Source organism: Mariniflexile sp. TRM1-10 (assembly GCF_003425985.1).
Classification (GTDB): Bacteria; Bacteroidota; Bacteroidia; order Flavobacteriales; family Flavobacteriaceae; genus Mariniflexile.
This window is the reverse complement of the sequence record NZ_CP022985.1, coordinates 3794925-3814426: the sequence shown is the minus strand read 5'-3', so window position 1 is coordinate 3814426 and position 19502 is coordinate 3794925. Positions and strand designations below refer to the sequence as shown.

At 33.7% G+C, this 19502-nt stretch carries 21 protein-coding genes; 13 read left to right on the top strand and 8 right to left on the bottom strand.

The features are described 5' to 3' along the window. Positions 1 to 117: 117 nt before the first annotated feature. The 6 genes from CJ739_RS15805 to CJ739_RS15775 all read left to right on the top strand — a co-directional run bounded on the left by CJ739_RS15805 (position 118) and on the right by CJ739_RS15775 (position 3567). Entirely contained in the window at positions 118 to 525 is a 408-nt protein-coding gene (locus CJ739_RS15805; protein WP_117177016.1) for a CBS domain-containing protein, read from the top strand. A 411-nt stretch (positions 526 to 936) separates the two neighbouring features. Next, the gene (locus CJ739_RS15795; RefSeq protein ID WP_117177014.1) at positions 937 to 1611 is read left to right on the top strand and encodes an ABC transporter ATP-binding protein; all 675 of its coding nucleotides are present in this window, start codon (positions 937 to 939) and stop codon (positions 1609 to 1611) included. 92 nt (positions 1612 to 1703) lie between these two features. After that, entirely contained in the window at positions 1704 to 2156 is a 453-nt protein-coding gene (locus CJ739_RS15790; RefSeq protein WP_162880246.1) for a hypothetical protein, read from the top strand. Position 2157: 1 nt separating this feature from the next. Continuing rightward, on the top strand, positions 2158 to 2367 hold the full coding sequence (locus CJ739_RS15785; protein ID WP_117177010.1) for a hypothetical protein: 210 nt from the start codon (positions 2158 to 2160) through the stop codon (positions 2365 to 2367). Between the two features lie 4 nt (positions 2368 to 2371). Beyond that, positions 2372 to 3265, top strand: a complete 894-nt coding sequence (locus tag CJ739_RS15780) for a DnaJ C-terminal domain-containing protein (RefSeq protein ID WP_117177008.1) — start codon at positions 2372 to 2374, stop codon at positions 3263 to 3265. Continuing rightward, positions 3265 to 3567 carry a chaperone modulator CbpM gene (locus tag CJ739_RS15775; RefSeq protein ID WP_117177006.1) on the top strand — a complete coding sequence of 101 codons (303 nt, stop codon included), beginning with the start codon at positions 3265 to 3267 and terminating at the stop codon, positions 3565 to 3567. The genes CJ739_RS15780 and CJ739_RS15775 overlap by 1 nt, the downstream gene beginning before the upstream one ends. Before the next feature lie 59 nt (positions 3568 to 3626). On the opposite strand, the gene CJ739_RS15770 is transcribed toward CJ739_RS15775, so the two are convergent. Then, positions 3627 to 4946, bottom strand: a complete 1320-nt coding sequence (locus CJ739_RS15770) for an IS4 family transposase (protein ID WP_117172240.1) — start codon at positions 4944 to 4946, stop codon at positions 3627 to 3629. Positions 4947 to 5632: 686 nt separating this feature from the next. On the opposite strand from CJ739_RS15770, the gene CJ739_RS15760 reads away from it, so the two are divergent. From CJ739_RS15760 to CJ739_RS20400, 5 genes are all read left to right on the top strand, one after another. Next, positions 5633 to 6229, top strand: coding sequence for a CDP-alcohol phosphatidyltransferase family protein (locus CJ739_RS15760; protein WP_117177002.1), 597 nt, complete (start codon positions 5633 to 5635; stop codon positions 6227 to 6229). Between the two features lie 7 nt (positions 6230 to 6236). Next, positions 6237 to 7469 carry a metallophosphoesterase gene (locus tag CJ739_RS15755; protein ID WP_117177000.1) on the top strand — a complete coding sequence of 411 codons (1233 nt, stop codon included), beginning with the start codon at positions 6237 to 6239 and terminating at the stop codon, positions 7467 to 7469. Positions 7470 to 8061: 592 nt separating this feature from the next. Beyond that, positions 8062 to 8526, top strand: coding sequence for a pyridoxamine 5'-phosphate oxidase family protein (locus CJ739_RS15750; protein ID WP_117176998.1), 465 nt, complete (start codon positions 8062 to 8064; stop codon positions 8524 to 8526). 14 nt (positions 8527 to 8540) lie between these two features. Then, complete coding sequence (locus tag CJ739_RS15745) at positions 8541 to 9722, top strand: DUF6920 family protein (protein ID WP_236951529.1); 1182 nt, start codon at positions 8541 to 8543, stop codon at positions 9720 to 9722. A 263-nt stretch (positions 9723 to 9985) separates the two neighbouring features. Further along, the gene (locus tag CJ739_RS20400; protein ID WP_162880245.1) at positions 9986 to 10150 is read left to right on the top strand and encodes a hypothetical protein; all 165 of its coding nucleotides are present in this window, start codon (positions 9986 to 9988) and stop codon (positions 10148 to 10150) included. Positions 10151 to 10195: 45 nt separating this feature from the next. On the opposite strand, the gene CJ739_RS15740 is transcribed toward CJ739_RS20400, so the two are convergent. The 3 genes from CJ739_RS15740 to CJ739_RS15730 form a co-directional block, all read right to left on the bottom strand. Next, positions 10196 to 11179 carry an MlaD family protein gene (locus CJ739_RS15740; RefSeq protein WP_117176996.1) on the bottom strand — a complete coding sequence of 328 codons (984 nt, stop codon included), beginning with the start codon at positions 11177 to 11179 and terminating at the stop codon, positions 10196 to 10198. A 105-nt stretch (positions 11180 to 11284) separates the two neighbouring features. After that, positions 11285 to 12067 (bottom strand): ABC transporter ATP-binding protein, encoded by a 783-nt coding sequence (locus CJ739_RS15735; RefSeq protein WP_205419371.1) that lies wholly within the window; start codon positions 12065 to 12067, stop codon positions 11285 to 11287. Continuing rightward, complete coding sequence (locus tag CJ739_RS15730) at positions 12064 to 12846, bottom strand: MlaE family ABC transporter permease (RefSeq protein WP_117176994.1); 783 nt, start codon at positions 12844 to 12846, stop codon at positions 12064 to 12066. The genes CJ739_RS15735 and CJ739_RS15730 overlap by 4 nt, the downstream gene beginning before the upstream one ends. Positions 12847 to 12989: 143 nt before the next feature. Here CJ739_RS15730 and CJ739_RS15725 point away from each other — a divergent pair, with 143 nt between their 5' ends. Together CJ739_RS15725 and CJ739_RS15720 are read left to right on the top strand one after the other, a co-directional pair. Further along, complete coding sequence (locus tag CJ739_RS15725) at positions 12990 to 13886, top strand: patatin-like phospholipase family protein (RefSeq protein WP_117176992.1); 897 nt, start codon at positions 12990 to 12992, stop codon at positions 13884 to 13886. Positions 13887 to 14084: 198 nt separating this feature from the next. Continuing rightward, entirely contained in the window at positions 14085 to 14879 is a 795-nt protein-coding gene (locus CJ739_RS15720; RefSeq protein WP_236951528.1) for a L,D-transpeptidase, read from the top strand. Between the two features lie 276 nt (positions 14880 to 15155). Here the strand turns inward: CJ739_RS15720 and CJ739_RS15715 are convergent, their stop codons facing one another. The 4 genes from CJ739_RS15715 to CJ739_RS15700 all read right to left on the bottom strand — a co-directional run bounded on the left by CJ739_RS15715 (position 15156) and on the right by CJ739_RS15700 (position 19385). After that, complete coding sequence (locus tag CJ739_RS15715; protein ID WP_117176987.1) at positions 15156 to 16148, bottom strand: 2-hydroxyacid dehydrogenase; 993 nt, start codon at positions 16146 to 16148, stop codon at positions 15156 to 15158. A gap of 2 nt (positions 16149 to 16150) precedes the next feature. Beyond that, positions 16151 to 16789: a hypothetical protein gene (locus CJ739_RS15710; RefSeq protein WP_162880244.1), complete on the bottom strand. Its 639-nt coding sequence runs from the start codon at positions 16787 to 16789 to the stop codon at positions 16151 to 16153. A gap of 80 nt (positions 16790 to 16869) precedes the next feature. Continuing rightward, positions 16870 to 17493, bottom strand: a complete 624-nt coding sequence (locus CJ739_RS15705; RefSeq protein WP_117176983.1) for a response regulator — start codon at positions 17491 to 17493, stop codon at positions 16870 to 16872. After that, positions 17490 to 19385: a sensor histidine kinase gene (locus tag CJ739_RS15700; protein WP_117176981.1), complete on the bottom strand. Its 1896-nt coding sequence runs from the start codon at positions 19383 to 19385 to the stop codon at positions 17490 to 17492. The genes CJ739_RS15705 and CJ739_RS15700 overlap by 4 nt, the downstream gene beginning before the upstream one ends. Positions 19386 to 19502: the final 117 nt, after the last annotated feature.

Below are 19502 nucleotides of genomic sequence, written 5' to 3'. Positions count from 1 at the left end.
CCAGTACTAAAGGTATCAACAAATAGGATTATTTAACATGATTTAAATCATGTTAAATATGGCATTAATACTTTAATTTTAAGTTATTTAGAAACAATAACATTAATTATAAAACCTATGGAATCCGATTCAATAACAACTGTAATGACCAAGGATGTGGTTTCTGTTTCTCCAGAGCAAAATATTTTAGATGTAAAGCATATTTATGAGAAAAAAAGATGGCATCATCACATTCCTGTTTTAGAAAATGAAAAATTGGTAGGTATGGTCAGTTTAATAGACTTTATGTATAATATCGTTGGAGCTGGGATTAATGATGACCATGAGATTTATAAAAAACTAAAAGTAAGAGACATCATGACCCAAAAACCATTTTATTTAACTACTAGTGCAAAAGTTGAGGATGTTGCAAAAGTTTTGTCTGCTCAATATTATCATGCTGTTCCTATTCTAGAGAATGATAAATTAGTAGGTATTGTTTCTACTGCCGATATTATTAATTATTATTTAAATAAAACATCATAATATCTCAAGAATGACGCTAATAAATCCCTGAAATTTTCAACAATATTCAGTAAAACTGATAATTATCATTTCTTTTTTTTATAAAGAACCGTATTTATTTCTAGTGTCAAGTCAACGTTTAAATGACGCGTAAGGCGGCAGTATACTTTGAGGTATTACAGACAGAAATGAAAAATTAAAAACTTAATAATGTCCTTTGGATCAATAAAAAATACGGCCATAGATATTCATATTCCTGAGTTTAAACAAAACAGCAGCCTTACCAACAGTTACCACCTATCCCGCAAACATCAATCCATTATTTTTTATAATCGGTTTTTCATTTGCAATGATTTCCATATTTTTGGTTGGTTACCTTCCTTCCAAAAGCCAAGAGATTAAATCCAGTAACCATCATAAGAGGACAATAAAATGGCGCGTATATTAGAAGCAAAACATATCAACAAATACTTTAGGAAGCCTGTGGAATTTCAGGTTCTTAAAGATATTAGTTTTGAAATTGAAGCTGGCGAATTTGTTTCCATTATGGGCAAATCCGGCTGTGGGAAATCGACATTATTATATATTCTTTCTACAATGGATACGGATTATGAAGGCGAATTATACTTGAATAGTGAATTAATAACTGGTCAAAATCGTGATAAATTATCATACATACGCAATAAACATATTGGCTTTGTATTTCAGTTTCATTATTTGCTAGCAGAATTTTCAGTGTTGGAAAATGTGATGCTGCCCGCAAAAAAATTGGCAGAAAAGACACATCAGGAAATTGAACATGATGCCATGGAAAAATTGGGTATATTAAATATTGAAAAATTAGCACATAAGAAAGCTTCACAGATTTCTGGTGGTGAAAAACAACGTGTTGCTATTGCAAGAGCTTTGATCAACAACCCAACAATCATTATGGGCGATGAACCTACAGGGAATCTAGACAGTCATAATTCAGAAAATGTTTTTAATATCTTCAAGAAATTGAGTGAAGAAGCAGGCTTATCCCTATTGATTGTTACACATGATGAGGATTTTGCCAAACGCACCCATAGAATCATCACGATGGAAGATGGTAAAATAATTTCCTAAAAAATGTTTTTTGAAAGCCTTAGATGATATTCATCATTTATAATACCTACGATATAGTCTATTTTAGAAGAAATTTACAAAAAAAAAACGTCATGGATAATTTCAGATACAGACCAAAAGATAATTTTATTCAAGAAGCTAGTTTGGATGACCTTTTGACGCTAACAAAAAACTGGGAAAATGATTTAATATTTTATAATAAAGATTTGAAATTTCTTCAACAATTGATTGAGGTGCATTTTGTAAAATTGTTATTATATGGAAGTGCAAGCGAGTTCAGAGATTTACAAAATGACATTAAGATATCTATTGTACAATGTGAAATCCTACTCAAACAGACGCCGGTTATTACCAAACGCCTAACGCTTCTAATTGATGAACCTTACAAATACAATGCGTATATATTAAGGAATAATTATGAACTCTTTGAAGACGATTGCTCACATTATATAGAAACAGTAAAAATAATCAGGTTATTGGCTTTTTCCATGTTAAAAAACATTTTGGAAGAAGAAAAGCCACAGTATTTCTGGAAATTCAATTAATATGGAAAAATCAAATCATATCATTGACGAAATTACAAAACTGACAAATACCATAGAATTTGATTACCCAGAACTCTATGTTTTTTTGGAAGAACTTCCTGTTACCATTACCTCACCAAACCATCCACAAATTACAAATACCATTATGCAAGATTACCTTGACAGTCTAAAACAACTTGTTAAACATTATAGTAAGAACGTAAAAAAATAACTAAATGGCTTTCATTGATTATTATAAAATTTTAGGGTTACCAAAAACAGCTTCTGAACAAGATATTAAAAAGGCCTATCGCAAATTAGCACGCAAATATCATCCCGATTTAAACCCAAATGATAAAGAGGCCGAACGAAAATTTAAGGAAGTTAATGAAGCTAACGAGGTATTAAGTAATGCTGAAAATCGTAAAAAATATGACGATTACGGAGAACATTGGCAACATAGTGAAGCCTACGAACAAACAAGACAACGGCAGCAACGAGGCCCTCAGTATCAAACAAGAGGTGATTTTTCTGAAAGTGATTTTAGAGGCAGTGATTTTTCAGATTTTTTTGAGAGCATGTTTGGATCCCAAACAGGAAGTAGAGGGCAAGTTAAGTTTAAGGGACAGGATTTTAATGCAGAACTCCAACTCAATTTAAGAGATGTTTATACGTCACATAAGCGAACGTTAACCATTAACAACAAACACATCCGAATAACGATTCCAGCCGGAGTAGAAAATGGTCAGGTTATAAAAATAAAAGGACACGGTGGTCCAGGTGTCAATGGAGGCCCTAATGGGGATTTATATATTCAATTTACGATACACAACAACACGCCTTTTAAAAGAAATAATGATAACCTGTATATAACCATCGATTTAGATTTATATAAAGCCATTTTAGGGGGAGAAATCATGGTGAATACTTTTGATGGTAAAGCTAAGCTCAATATAAAACCAGAAACAAAAAACGGCACACAGGTAAAATTGACAGGTAAAGGATTTCCAAAATATAAAAAGGAAGGTCAATTTGGAGATTTATACATCACGTTCAATATCGTACTGCCAACAAACCTTACGGCTAAAGAAAAAGAATTATTTTATGAATTGGCTAAACTGAGATCATAATGGATACAAAGAATTTCATATCAATTAAACAAATTTGTGAGTGCTACAACGTACCTGAATCTTTTATCGATTCATTATATGACTATGAATTAATAGAGGTAGTAACCATAAAAGAAATACAACATATAAACACGGCACAAATCAACGTTATTGAAAAACTCATAACATTTCATTATGATTTGAATATCAACATAGAAGGCATTCATGCCATTTCAAATTTACTTAACACCATTGATAGTTTACAGAGTGAAATTAAAGAATTAAAAAATAAACTGAATTTTTATGAATCTCGCCTTATTTAATCTAAATAATTCCCCGAAGGCTCTGCCTCGGGGTATCCCATTTACCTCTCCTTTGGAGGCTACTGTGTACCCACATCTTTAGCCATCATCCAGCCTATAAATATTTGGTTAAATTTATCTAATCCATTTTTTAGAGTAATTGGTCCCGGTGGTCTTTGCGATTTATATCCTGACCACCCACCAACTCTTGCCACTATCCAAGTCGCCCATTTTAAACTGTTGGGTCGATATGGGTTTTTAAGCTTCTCTGTTTTTCCTTCATTTCGTATGTTCAGAAGTGTTAGGCATTCTATTTCATGTGTTGTAAAAGCCAATCCCGCATCTTCTTCTTCACTTGCACTATTGTAGGCCAAGAGCATTTGCATGACTCGCAAGACATTCTGTAGGAGTAATAAAGTTAATTTTCTTAATGCCCAACCTGTACCTAACTCGCTATTTTCTATCTGATACCCTTTGTTTTTTAACAGCCTAAATACCTGTTCTATAAACCACCTCATTTGATACCATTCTACTATCTGAACGGCTTCTTCAAAAGTTGTAACTTCATGAGTAGTCAATAATCGCCAACAAATACCGTCTTGTTTATTAGGCTCTCGGGCTTCAACAATCCATACTTTTACACTTTGTGGCCTGTCATCTTTTTTATTAGATGGTTTTTGTATTGATACTTCCGAATATTTAACCTCTAGAAGGGCTTCTCTTGGTTGCCTCTGTTTCCTTTTATCGCCTGATACTTGTATTTTGTAGCTACCACAAAGGGCTGCATTTTTTAGTATTCCATGTAATTTACTTCCTTCAGAAGTCTTTCGGTTGATTCTGTTACGTGCTAAGACATGTGTGCTTTGTTTTTTGGCATCCGTAAAAAGCTCGTATAAATCACTCTCTCGATCTCCAACAACTGTAATACTTGCAGCGTCTTGCAGGACTTTTGTGCTATCGTTACAACATTTTATCCATTTATAGGATTCTTTTTCTTCAACAGCTAATTTTCTATAACCTCTAATCTCTTTCGTGTCTTTATCTATTTCTCGGCTCCAAAGATTAATACTACTGTACCCAATAGCTTGATAAGCTTCGATGTCAACCACTAATCCTAAGTGAGCAAAAAAGCCAATGTCTGTATTATTTCCAACTAAACCGATTCCTGTTCCTGATTCTATTCTTCCACGATGACGCTGCAAGTTTATCTCTGTCGTGTCATTTAAAACCAAAACATTCTTGCCTTTGGATAATATTTCTGTCCTCTCACAACAAGCAGATATCAATTCTTGCTCGGTTACATTTTCATTGTTCAAAAAACGATAAGTTGCCTTTTGTGCGGCTTTATTTTTGCTGGCCTGCCTAATACTGCTGTCCTGACTCGAAAATAAACTTTTCATTATAATAGCCCCCTTTTTGCAAGCCTCTTATCCTGAAACTTGCCCGAGAAATCTAATTCCATTCCTTGATATAATAAAGCACCCATAGTCTTTTTTTCAAATTTAATCATTTTATACTTGTGGGTACACCGTAGCCTTTGGAGGAGAGGTCAGAACTGCCCGAAAAGGCAGTTCTGGGTGAGGTGAAATACAAAATTTCGGTTTTTGACCCTGAGGTCAAAATGAAACAGGCGAAATACCTCTATGGCTCTGCCTCGAGGATAGTCTGTTTCGAGAAATTTTTTATTGAAGTGGTTAAAACTTTTTCGATTGAAGTAGGACGGAGCGTGAAAAAATAACCCAGTGGGTTATTTTAGTGAACGAGCCAGCCAGCGCAATGGCAATTTTGTCCAATCGAAGCCTTTTTTGAGTTAGGGCCGAGCGTAAAGAAAAGGTTTAGTAAACCTTTTTAGAGAAGGAGCCAGCTTATCGCATTGGAAAAGCTACGGAAAGAAAAAAAGACATAGAGTGGGCAAAAAAAGGGCGATTTTTTAGCCATTTGAAAAAGTTTTAACCACTTCCATATCTTTAAATTTTCAATAATTATTTTTTAATATTATATTTATAATACCAACCTTATTGCAATACCCTTATTTCATTGAAAACATGCACAACGAAACAAGAATCTAACAATTAAATTTTCATTGATGTTCACATTCAAAAATTTTAATATTGCAGATTGGTTCTCCTTTTACAGGATAGTGGCAGTTCCCTTATTGATTTTATTGATCATACTGGATGAGCGTTTAATTTTTACATGCTTCCTTATGGTAAGTTACCTCACCGATGCCATTGATGGCTATTTAGCACGAAAACTTAAAATTACGAGCGCTAGAGGTTCCCAACTTGATTCTTTTGGAGACCAGTTGACTTTAGTTATGGGTTTAATTGGGCTTTTTTATTTTGAAGTGGAATTCATCAAATCAAATATCAGCATCATAATCATTGTCTTGTCACCATATATCGCACAAATGATACTTGCCTACTATAAATACGGAAAAGCCACAGCGTTCCATACCTATTTAGCAAAACTATCTGCTGTACTACAAGGTGTTTTTATTCTTTGGGCACTCTTTCTTGAGCCTAATTATGTACTATTCTATATGATGATTGTCTTTGGTCTATTAGAAACCATTGAAGAAATCATATTGATTTTTATGTATGATGAGTGGGTTTCAGATGTGAAAGGGCTTTATTGGGCTTCAAAAGATAAACGAAGACTTAATAAAAAGAAATCTAAATAATGTCAAGATGCGCAGCTATTCCCTATTTACAATTGTTTTATTATGCTTAGCTATTTTAGTAATTGACATATTAGCCTTTTATTGGCTTCAATCCATTACACGGTTACTCGAACCATCTCTAAAAACCATTATTCATGCTCTCTTTTGGATTTTTACCATAGGTCTTATCAGCGCTATTTTAATACTGAAAATTAAACTTGATGACATCGATCCAAGACGAAAACAAGTACTAATATCTTCCATGTATGGCCTTACCGTTTCTTCATTCATACCCAAAATAATATTTGTTATTATTATTTCCCTACTATTCTATTTAAATGTTGTTTTTTTAGAAAAAGAATCCCTTCTGGTCATTCCTCTTATAGGCCTTTTCTCTGGTTTTTTACCTTTTTTTGTCATTGTTTACGCCATATTTAAAGCCATCTACCGTTTTAAAATCTATCGGCATACGCTAGAATTCGAACACCTTCCTCCATCTTTTAACGAATTGAAAATTATACATATTTCCGATCTGCATTTAGGAAGCTTTAATTATCGTTTCAAAATTATGAACCGAGCCATAAATCTCATTAATAATACCAATCCAGACCTGATTTTTTTTACAGGTGATTTGGTGAACAATTTTGCATGGGAACTACGAGGGTGGCAACGGGTTTTTGTCAAACTAAAAGCCAATATGGGTAAATATGCTGTATTGGGCAATCATGACTATGGAGATTACAGCAAATGGAAAACTGAAAACGATAAAAAAGAAAACCACGAAGCTATTAAACAATTTTATAAAGACATCCATTTTAAACTACTTCTTAACGAATCGGATATCATTAGAAAAGACCATGGAGAAATTGCCATAGTTGGTGTTGAAAACTGGGGATATCCGCCATTTAAACAATATGGAGACTTACAAAAAGCATTAGAAAAGACTGCTTCTATGCCTTTTAAAATCTTACTGTCCCATGACCCAACGCTTTGGCATGAAGCGGTAATAAACAAAACCGACATACCCTTAACCCTTTCAGGTCACACACATGGCATGCAGGCCGCTATAAAAATTAAAGGATTACAATGGAGTCCCATTAAATATAAATACCAACATTGGGCTGGTCTTTATAAAGTTAATGACCAATACCTAAACGTGAATCGCGGTCTGGGATGGCTGGGGTTTCCTGGGCGCTTGGGTATGCGACCGGAAATTACTTTTCTAAAATTAATGAATCATAATCCGTTGGGGGAAAATTAAGAAAATTTAATTTATAACGAATTTTGATTATAATTTAGAGACTATTTAAATTTTGTTTTTGGAATGTTTTATAGGGTATTTTTTTGTCAGACAGGGCCGAGCGTATAAAAAAAGGTCTGGGAGATCTTTTTAGCGAAGGAGCCAGACTGCCGCGAGGGAGGGATTCATAGCCATAGCTATGGACTGAGAAATAGCTGATGTATGGCGGAAAAAGGCACATAAAAGAGCCAATGGATAAAACTTAAATAGTCTCTTAAAGTCAATTTAGTACTCAAGTGTCAGTCTGAGCCTGTCGAAGACACTAGAAGATATATTTCGACAAGCTCAATGTGACAATTTATATAAAAATTAGTATTGATAAAACAGTTACAGCCAACGGGTTAAGTCATAATAAAAAACACTGATATTTATCATTGCCTTCTTAAATATGACTTTGTACTTTTATGCACATAGAATATGGGCATCACTCTAATTTTTGGACTTGCCCCCTATTGTTCACCCCCCCAAAGAGCTAGAATATTATAATACTGGTTATATCTGGAAAAACTGAAACCCTCAATTACGATAGAAAACACCTATAAATCGTAACATCATGTTTATAAATTTAGAAGAAAAGGAGATCAAGTTCATTTTAGAAAACAATTACATTGGGTATTTAGGTTATATCTATAAAAACAGACCTTATATTGTACCCACCACTTATTATTTTAACAAAGAAAATAACACCATTACTTGTTATTCAGGTGAAGGGCATAAAATAAATGCCATGCGTAAAAATAATGCTGTCTCATTACAAGTTGCATCCATTAATTCTATTACTAGCTGGAAATCTGTGTTAGTACACGGAACTTTTGAACAGCTTTTTGGGAGCAACGCTAAAGCTTATCTCCATAAATTTTCATTAGGAGTAAAAGAAGTTATCATGAAGCAAGAACATAGAACTGTTAATTTCATAAGTGAGTTTTCCAGTAAAATCTATAATGATGACATCCCTACTGTATTCATCATAAAAATTGAAGAATTCACCGGAAAAAAAAGACATACCATCCATGCTTAATCTATTAAATTTTAATGATTTACATTATTTATAAAAATACTCTTTATAGTTGGTATATCTTTTTAAGAGCCAGAGCAACCTTCTTAATTTATGATATCAAGCGTTTGATATTTGCGTTATTAATTATGTTCCACGGTCTCATACACCTTATGGGTTTTATAAAAGCTTTTGGATTTGCAAATATCAATCAATTAGAACAAAACATTTCTAAAACAATGGGGTTGCTTTGGCTTTTTACAGCAATTCTATTATTCTTTATATTCTTTACCTTCATTTTATACCTAAAAAAAGACCAGTGGTTTTTTATTGCTATTCTGGCAATTGTTCTTTCACAAATTCTAATTATCATGTCTTGGAAGGATGCCAAATTTGGTACAGTTGTCAATATTATTATTCTTTTGGTAAGCATTTCTGCTTATGGCAAATATGAATTTAACAAAAAAGTTTATAATGAAACCAAATCACTATTAAAGGGTGTTACAATTGAAAACGATTCTATTATCACAAAGGAAGATGTAAAGTACTTACCTGAAATAGTTCAAAAATGGGTAAAAAATTCAGGTGCTATTGGTAAATATAAAACTGTTTCCGTACAGTTGAAGCAAAAAGGAGAAATGAAAACCAAGCCTAGCGGTAAATGGATGTCTTTTGAAGCCGAACAGCATATAAACGTAATCAATCCCGGTTTTGTTTGGTCAACAGAGGTTCATGTTATGCCAATGATCCAAATGATTGGTAGGGATAAATTCGCAAATGGCGAAGCCGAGATACTAATCAAACTTGCGTCCTTAATTCCAGCTGTGAACGTAGGTAAAAATGAAAAAATAAACCAAGCAGCCATGTTAAGATATATGGCAGAGATCATCTGGTTTCCATCAGCCGCTTTAAACCCGTATATATCATGGGAATCCATTGATAGTACCTCTGTTAAAGCAACCTTTACAATAAATAACAAAAGTGTTGTTGGGCTTTTTAAATTTTCTTCTATAGGTGATTTTATGTTTTTTAAAGCCAAACGCTATTATGAAGCAGGAGATGATGCGACTTTAGAAACATGGTATGTGGAATCAAAATCTTTCAAGGAATTTAATGGTGTAAGGATACCAAATAAATACCAAGTCATTTGGAAACTAAAAGAAGGGGATTTCAATTGGTTGAAATTTGAAATTACAGATTTAAAATACAATGAGGGCTGATTAAAAAAGACATGAAATATCCATGGGATTTACATACACACGAAGATGATTAATATTGGGTGGTCCATCTGACCAAATTATAACAATGAAGTGGTTTAACCTTTTTCGATTGAAGCGAAAATCAGTTATTTTTTGTCAAATCGAAGCCTTTTTCGAGTTGCATAGCATCGCTACGGAAAGAAAAAAAGACGTAGAGTGGGCGAAAAAGGACGATTTTTTAGCCAATTAGAAAAAGTTTAAACCACTTCAATAAATATAAACAGATGAAAACTAATAAAGAATGGCATCTCACACATAAAATGCCCAAAAACCCAACAATTGAGCAACGCACCCATTGGCATTTAGAACACTTAAAAAATTGCCAGTGCAGAACTGATATTCCTGAAAAGTTAAAAACTGAAATTAAGAAAAGAGAAGTTAAGACATAATGAAGTCCAATAGATTACTGATTTACCGGTTGATAAACAGATGATTTAATTGTCTTTTTCCCTCCTTTTTTGTCTCTCTAATTTTCTAAAATATCTTCTAGTCAAAAAATTATGCTTCATGGCTTCCATATTCTGGTTAAACTTGTGTGTGCCCTCATCCACGTTCTTTAAAATAGATTCTAAACTATTGACCAAAGATGTATCTTTCATGATATAATTGAAAGCCCCATCACTGGTGTTGATATTTTCAATAATGGTATTTACTTGTCCCACCGCATCTTCCATTTTAACACTTGATGTTTTGAGGTTGCTCAATGTCATCTTTAACTGGTTTCCTGAAATGGTGTCATTTAGCAATAATCCCAAAACAGAATCATCATCCGTTTTGATTGATTTAACAAGGTCATTTAATTCATCTAATACATTTGAAGCATCATAACTTACTATTTTGATATTTCTAACAGCTTGTTTTAAATCAGAAGACATGATGGTATCATTGAGAACTGTAGCCAATGTACCTTGACCATTTTTGATGGCATTGGTTATTTTCAACAAATCTTCTGTCAAGACTTCCGTGTTTTTGATACTCACGCTCAAATTACTCAACAAATCATCGGGACCTACTTTACTGAATGATTTTATCATATCACCATTTTCAATGGTTTCTGCGGTACCATCTCTGGGTAAAATATTAACAATCATATTGCCAACCAACCCATCAGAACCAATAGTGGCCACCGCATTTTTTCTAATATGTTTTACGATGTTTTCCTCAATGCTCATATCAACTCTTACAATGGAATCGTTTACCATCTCAATGGCTTTTACGATTCCTATATTAATTCCGGAATAACGTACATTATTACCTTTTTGCAAGCCATTCACGTTTTGGAATTCCGCACTGATGGTAAACGTTTTTTTAAATATATTCTGTTGTTGACCTATTAAATAAATGCCCAAAACAAACAACAGTGTGCCAATGATTACAAATAGACCTAATCGTATTCTTTGTGAGTTTGTGTTTTTCATCTGCTTATATTTATTGTTATAATTTGGTCAGATGATATCGCTTATCATCATCGGTACTTTTTTTTACAATAAACCTGTTGTTAATTGAATTTCATAACATCGGATTTAATGTTTAAAAAATGCTTTTATTTTTGGATCTGTTGAAACAGATAAGTCGTCAAACGTCCCTTCAGCGTAATTGGTGCCATCAATCAATAAGACCATGCGATCGGAAATAGCTCTTGCACAATCCACATCATGTGTTATAATAAGTGAGGATGTGTTGTATTTCTTTTGAATATCCTGCATCAGAATAATGATTTCTTTGGCTGTTATAGGATCTAGCCCACTTGTTGGTTCGTCATATAAAATAATTTTTGGCTGTAAAATCAAGGTTCTTGCCAATGCAACCCTACGTTGCATGCCTCCAGATAGTTCTGCTGGCATTAAATCTACGGCATGTGCCAATCCCACATTTTCCAATGCTTCCATAACCAAAGTATTTGTGTCCATATTCTTTTCAAATTTGCCGGAATGCCTACGCAAAGGAAATTCCAAATTTTCACGAACCGTCATGGAATCGTACAGAGCACTGCCTTGAAATAAAAAGCCTATGTCCGATCGCAATACATCTAAGGCTGCTTGATCTAATGTTGTAATGTCTTTGTGCATTACCGAAATAATGCCACTATCCGCTTCCATTAATCCCACAAGGCATTTAATCATCACCGATTTTCCAGAGCCCGATTTTCCCATGATAACCAGATTTTCGCCCTTGTAAAGTTTCATATTGAAATTTTTGAGAACGTGATTGTCATCAAAACTTTTGTTCAGGTTTTTGATGTCAAGGACAATCTCTCGTGTTTTTGTCATGTCCTCTTGTGGTGATATGGTTTTGCTTTCATTCATAAATCATAAAAAATATCAGCTGCAAATACAGCTATAAAGTCAATAATAAATAAGAGCAAAGACGTAAACACGACTGCCGAATTTGCTGCTCTCCCTACTCCTGCCGTGCCTTTGTCGCAATAATACCCTTTAAAACAACCTACAAGACCTATCGCCAGCCCAAAGAAAAACGACTTGATGGTTGCAGGAATGATATCTCCAAATTCCAACGACTCAAATACTTGATTAAAAAATAATCGAAAAGACACATCGCCTTTAAGGTTTTCAACCAAATAGGAACCATACAATCCAATAGCATCTCCAATAATTACTAAGAGTGGAATCATAAAAGTTGTTGCCATAACTCGTGTAACTACCAAATATTTAAAAGGGTTTGTACCAGACACTTCCATGGCATCAATTTGCTCAGTTACTCGCATCGAACCCAGTTCCGCACCGATCCCGGAGCCTATTCTACCAGCACATACCAACGCCGTAATCATGGGTCCAATTTCTCTAATAATGGAAATACCTACCATCGATGGCATCCAAGAAACCGCTCCAAACTCCATAAGCGTAGGTCTGGTCTGTAAAGTTAAAACCGAACCGATGATAAAACCCGTAATGGCGACCAATATTAATGAACGGTTTCCCATATTATAACATTGTTGCAAAAACTCTTTAAACTCAAACGGTTTCTTAAAGGATTCTTTAAAAAAACGTGCCGTGAAATAAGAGAGCTCTCCTATTTCTTTCAAAAATGTTTGTATATGGGATTGTATATTGCTTATGTCCAGCATGCTCTTTTGTAATATTATTCAAATATAAAAGAATGGAATTGGGTATAAAATGATATAAATCATTTACGTATCCTGATGAATATCATATAATTAATCAACTTTGAACACTAATTTTAAATATTCACATAGCATTTTGATTGGTCATGAAAATTGGTTTGGTACTTTCTGGAGGAGGCATGAGAGGTATGGCCCATATAGGTGCTATCCACGCATTGGAAGAACACGGCATTATACCTACCCATATAGCAGGCTCTAGTGTAGGTGCTGTTGTTGGTGCTTTATATGCTTATGGATATGATTGGAAAGAAATGCTGAGTTTTTTTAGAACCATACAGATTTTTGAACTAAAACGGTATGCAGTGAATAAACCAGGAATTATGGACGCTGAAAAATTCTATAGTGTTTTTAAGCTATACCTCAAAGAAGATAACTTTTCGGTTCTAAAAAAGCAATTGTTTGTTACAGCTACCAATGTGCTAAATGGGAAACTAGCCATTTTTAACACTGGTGAATTAATAAAACCCATATTGGCATCGGCAGCTTTTCCAGGAATATTTGCTCCTGTTAATATTAATGGATCGTACTATGTGGATGGTGGTGTTTTAAACAATTTTCCCGTAGACCTATTAAAGAATACCTGTGATGTTATTATTGGTGTATATGTCAATGGTTTTGATACAGTAGTAATAAGTGATTTAAAACATTCCCATAATGTTGTTGAAAGGGTTTTTAAATTAAAAACCGTTAGAGAAGACATTAAAAAATTCAAGAAATGTGATTTAATCATATATCCTAAACAATTAAGCAAGTATGGCACTTTTGATAAGAAGTATCTCGATGCTATTTATAAAATTGGTTATGATGCTGCCAATAAAGAACTCGTCAATCAACAATTATTGAATAAGATCTTCCCTTTAAAAGCGGTTAAAAGTGATAATCATCATTCTAAAATAGCACTACGGAAACGACCTTTATTAAAAACACCAATACACACACAACGTATGGAATGTGATGAATGTAAAGCTAACAGGACTCCATAAATTTTCGAAAGTTAAGAACATTAATACAATACAAGAATCATGAAAATACCTTTAAAATTAAAGCAAACTCTGTTGATTCTTACTCTCATTATATTGTCACTAAACTTATGCTGTCCAAAGGATACTGACTTCCTTATATTGGAAAAAAATCTTGTTTCGAACTTTACTTTTCAACAAAATTTAAAAACCAGGCCTATTTTGGTTGAAAAAGACATTACCGTTAGCAACTATTTTAAATATATAGATTCCCTTGTTATTAAATACGATTCGATTACCCCTTATAAATTAACCGAACATCTCTTGGTAAGATCAAATCCTTGGATTATTGATACCCTGCAAAATACGGACTACTATCGAATGATAGCCCGGGATTCTTTTATCTATGACCAAAAAAAAATGATCGTACTTCCCAAAGGTGCTAGGATTGTAATACCCGATTCCATACATGCTGAAAAACTCCTTAAATCATTTAACCATACCTTGATTGACATTAACATACCAGAGTTTAAGCTTCGTATTTATGAAGATTCAAAACAACTGTATGAATTTCCAGTAAGAGTTGGGAGAAATGAAAAGAAGTACCTGGCAATGGCCGGAAGAATCATAGACTTAAAAACAAAAACGGGAAAAGGATTCATTGTTTCCCATGTAAGGAATCCTGATTATTATAACCCTGTAGATGGGCGGCGCTATTATACAACGAAACGCGATGATCAAAAAATTACCAAGTTGCCTCAGATTCCGTTTTTGGAAACCGAAATTAATGGGATTAGAAATGGACAATTAATACATCCAACTACCAATCCTATAACGCTTGGAAAAGCGTATTCCAACGGATGCATTGGCACTAAAGAAGCCGATGCATGGGTTATCTATTATTATGCTCCTATGGATACAAAAGTTAACATACATTATGATTTGGAAGTCATAGATTCAACTGGGGAAACCGTCATTTTAAAAGACATTTATAGTTATAACAAGAAATTAAGGTAAATAAAAAAATTGAATCAGACTATCCTCGAGGAGAGCCATAGAGGCATACTTCGACTAGGCTCAGTACAGGTTTCGCCTGTTTCATTTTGACCTCAGGGTCAAAAATGCAAATTTGTATTTTGCCTCACCCTGGACTGCCTTTTAGGGCAGTTCTACCTCTCCAAAGGAGAGGTGAATTGGATACCCGAGGCAGAGCCTTCAGAGAATATTTAGATTAAAAATTAATTATTTTTCTATCACCCAATTGCAATAAAAATAGTAAAAATGATAACCCTTTTATACTAAATCATTCGTATTCTCTTTTCCACTTTCCCAACAATTAAGATTATAGATGGTTATTTCGGTAATTTTAGCAAGTGCCTCTTCTGTTAAAAAAGCATGGTGACCAGTAATGAGCACGTTTGGCATAATATTGAGTTTTATGATATTTATATCTTCAAATGGTATGGCTTGGGACATATCCTTGAAAAAAAGTTTTTTTTCATGTTCATAAACATCCAGCCCTAAAGCACCAATCACCCCACTTTCCAATCCTACCAATACACTTTTCGTATCAAGAATTGCGCCTCTTGCAGTGTTTATAATCACAATACCTGGTTTCATTATATCTACAATATTTTTATTGATTAAATAATGTGTCTCGGAGTTTAGTGGTAAATGGATGGAAATAATATCTGCCTGTCGGCAAATATCTTCAAGAGACGTATAAGCCATTCCATATTTCTCCTTAAGTGTTTTATTTTGTACGAGATCGTATCCAAATAATTTACACCCAAAGCCATACATGATTTTTGCCATAACCGAACCTATCTTTCCAGTTCCCAAAATCCCAACCGTTTTGTTATTAAGGTCAAAACCTATTAGTCCATTAATATCAAAATTAAAAGAACGGACACGTTTATTGGACTCTATTAATCTTCTGTTAAGTCCTAACAATAAGGACACAGCATGTTCTGCAATGGCATACGGTGAATAGTCTGGCACGTTTGCAACTTTAATACCTAATCTAGCAGCCACTTTAAGGTTTACATTATCATGGCCCGTACATCTTAAAGCAAGATACTTAACACCAAATTCTTTTAGTTTTTCCAATATAATTGCACTGCCATCATCTGCTGAAAAAATAGAGACAGCATCATAACCTACACTATTCATTACGGTTTCGGACGATAAAGATTCACTCAAAAATGTGAGCTTATGCCTTTTTGAATTGGCTTCTTCCAAATAAGGGATTTCAAAATCTTTAGCACTATAGACAAGTACTTCCATGACTAGTTATTTTCTTTAGAAATAAGGGATTCTTTTTTCAATGACTTAACAATGGCTTTTACATAATCGTTAACAGTAGAATTGATATCAATTGGATCTACAACATTATAGGAAGCAACCCATATAAGGGATTTACCATTGTTTGTTTTAATATTATATAATGAAGCTTCTATATGATAAACTTTATAATTATTGTAATAACCAGGTTCAAAATACACATTTTGATATAAATAATAATAACGTCCAAAATGGTGCCAGTAATAACCTGTTAAGAATTTGTTTCCCGAATAAGATATTTCATTGTCTATACCTTTTACTGCAGATACCAATATGGAATCATATCCATCGTTCACAAGTCGCTCTACTTCTAGGTCTATTTGTTCTTCGGTTTGCTTTGAGTCTATAAAGCCTTCTTCAAAAACAACGGAACTCTCAACTGCATCAATGCCTTCATTGAAGAGTTTGTCTTTGAGCCTTTGCTCAAAAATTTTTCGAGCTGTTAAATGGCCTGTAATACCCACAATCAACACTTTCTTGGGCTGGTAGTTAGCATATTCCCTATTCTTCCAACTATCTATCATTCTTGTGGAAGAGCAGCTAGCAAAAAGACATAGGGCTACTATACTATAAAACAATTTCATGATTTCTATATTTTTAATAAAAATATTTTTAGAAATTGGTTATTTCAATGATATATATCAGTTGGGTATTCAATTAGCCTTTAAATATGGTTTTCATGTGCAAAAGCAATGAGTGCTTTTACAGATGGTAATTGTAGTTTTTTTAGAATGTTTTTACGATGTGTATCCACCGTAAACTGACTGATAAACAGTTGTTCTGCTATTTCTTTAGACGTATGTCCTTGTTTGATATACGTGATTATATCGAGTTCGCGTTTGCTCAAAAGGCTTATGTACTGTGGTTGATTTGTTGTTGGTGCTTTAAAAGAAGATTTTGATAAAAATACATTGTTACCTTTTATAATATCATACAAAGTAGTTTTAAACAATTGGGCGTCTGTTGTTTTAGGAATATATCCATTAGCATGGGATGCTTTTGCATCGGAAATAATGGAAGTTGATTCAAACATTGAAATCATGACCACTTTCATTTCTGGGTAGCGTTCTTTCATCTGTCTGCAAAATTCCAATCCACCCATACCGGGCAATTGAATATCCAACAACACCAATTCGGGAGGTGAATTATTGAATGCGTGTAAAGCATCTTCGGCTATATTATATATTGCTGTCAGCCTAAAATTTAGGTCGTCTTCTAAAATCCGTTTAAGTCCTTCAGCAAACAGTGAATGATCATCGACAATGACGGTATTGCATGGCTTTGTCATGGTGTGTTTTGGATTTTTAATGGAATGATTACAATGACCGTTGTTCCTGTTTGACTACTTGAAAAGTGGACTTGGCCTCCCCAACGCTCCGTGCGTGAATAGATATTGGCAATGCCCATACCCTTTTGAGGTTTTTGAAGGTCAAAGCCTTTCCCATTATCTTCAACAATGAGTTGTACTTGTTCTGTATCAGTAATGAGTTGTATGGTTGCTTCTGTTGCATGGGAATGCTTCATGGTGTTCAAAAGCAACTCAACAGCAATTCTGGAAAGCGGTTTTATCAAATAGTCAGGGATGAGCGCTTCCTTACCAGATACAATCAATTTAAAGTCTATTTGATTCAATCGTTGTAAGTTGGAAATGGTTTGTTCAATAATATTGGAAATTTTTTCATTATTAAAATCTGAAACGGTTAGTTTGGCAAAAAACTGTCGAATATCATTATTCGCTTTGGTAATCATGTTCTTTAACCCAGTATCAGAAGCGTATTGGTTTGTAATAATCAACTTAATAGCACTAATAGTTGTACCCAAATCGTCATGTAAATCTTGAGCAATTTTGCGACGTTCCAAATCCTGTATTTCAATATCCCTAAGTATGGCAGATGCTTCCTGTTCTTTTTTTTCTTTTATAAGATTCAAATTATTATAAACTGTTCTACGATATTGTATTGCTAAAATAAGTGTAAAAAACAGTATCTCTAAGCTAACAATCCAATAAAAATAATTTGGATATGTAATGGTATAATAATTAAATATTCCTGAGTAATTAAGAAAATATCCTGCAGGATTAAAGTATAATAATAAAAATGCCAAAACAATGCCATAAAGAAAATAGCCTTTCATATACATTAAATAAATAATGACACAGAAGTTATTGATCATACTTAAAACAATACAAACAATGGTTGAATACCACATAAATTTAAAGACATCCACTCCAAAGTGCAATGCATCCTTCCCAACAAAATATATGATGGTATATAAAATTGCTATCCATAAAAATATCTGATTCAGTAAACTGGATTTTTTAAAAAATAGCAGAGATATGGAACGCGTGCGACCAATCCCATATACAATGATTTTGTAATGTAGGAACAAAGCAATAAGGCTTAAAAAAAGCGAGTGAACATGATTGATACTATAAAATAATATGGGCGAATTAACGATAGGTACCATCAGCTCTTCAGACAATATGAGTATCACGATACACAACAGATAAAGACCATAATATAAAAAGGTCCATTCTTTTATGACACCACTAAACAGGATGCTTAGCAAAGCAATTAAAAAGAAGCAGCCGATAAAAAACCCTATCTTCCCATAGAAATTGATTTCCCATAACAGATTGTGCTGAGGCGTTGTGAAATCGGTTATCGCATGTTGTGTATGACGTATATTTGTTATCTTCATAAGAAGTTGCTGATATTCGCCATGGTTCAAATGAATTTCCGCAACTGGAAATCTTGTTTTTATGGGACGGTTTTTAAGAAGTGTTTGGTTGGTAACCTCTGTATGAAGTTGCCAATGATCATTTTTAAACGCATATACCGAAACTGAATCTGCCTGACTGTATAAAGCCCACCAATATTGATGATAATCTTTAGAAGTATTGACCACCTTAAGATGTAGCCATGTATCATAAGGGTTTAAACCTAAATTAAGAACACTTCCTTTTTTCCAATGCTTGAATTTTTTATTCTTTAAGGCATTTTCTGCCAACTCTATACTTCCTGTACCAGAACTATCTACCCAAAACGTTATATACTCAGAAAGGTCGAAGCTATTAGGGCCATCTACAAAAAGGGTGTCTTTATATCGTGTTTCCTGTTGCGCAGAAAGTCCATTAAAAAAACAAACGCTTATACTCAGTATAAGATAAAGGTATCTCATTATGCGAATTCAATCATCAAATATGCAACAATCCATAAAAGTTAAAAATACCTAAAAGTTGGTATAGTATCAAAATCGTAAGGTATTTAATTTTATTCTATCCAAATTACTACAACC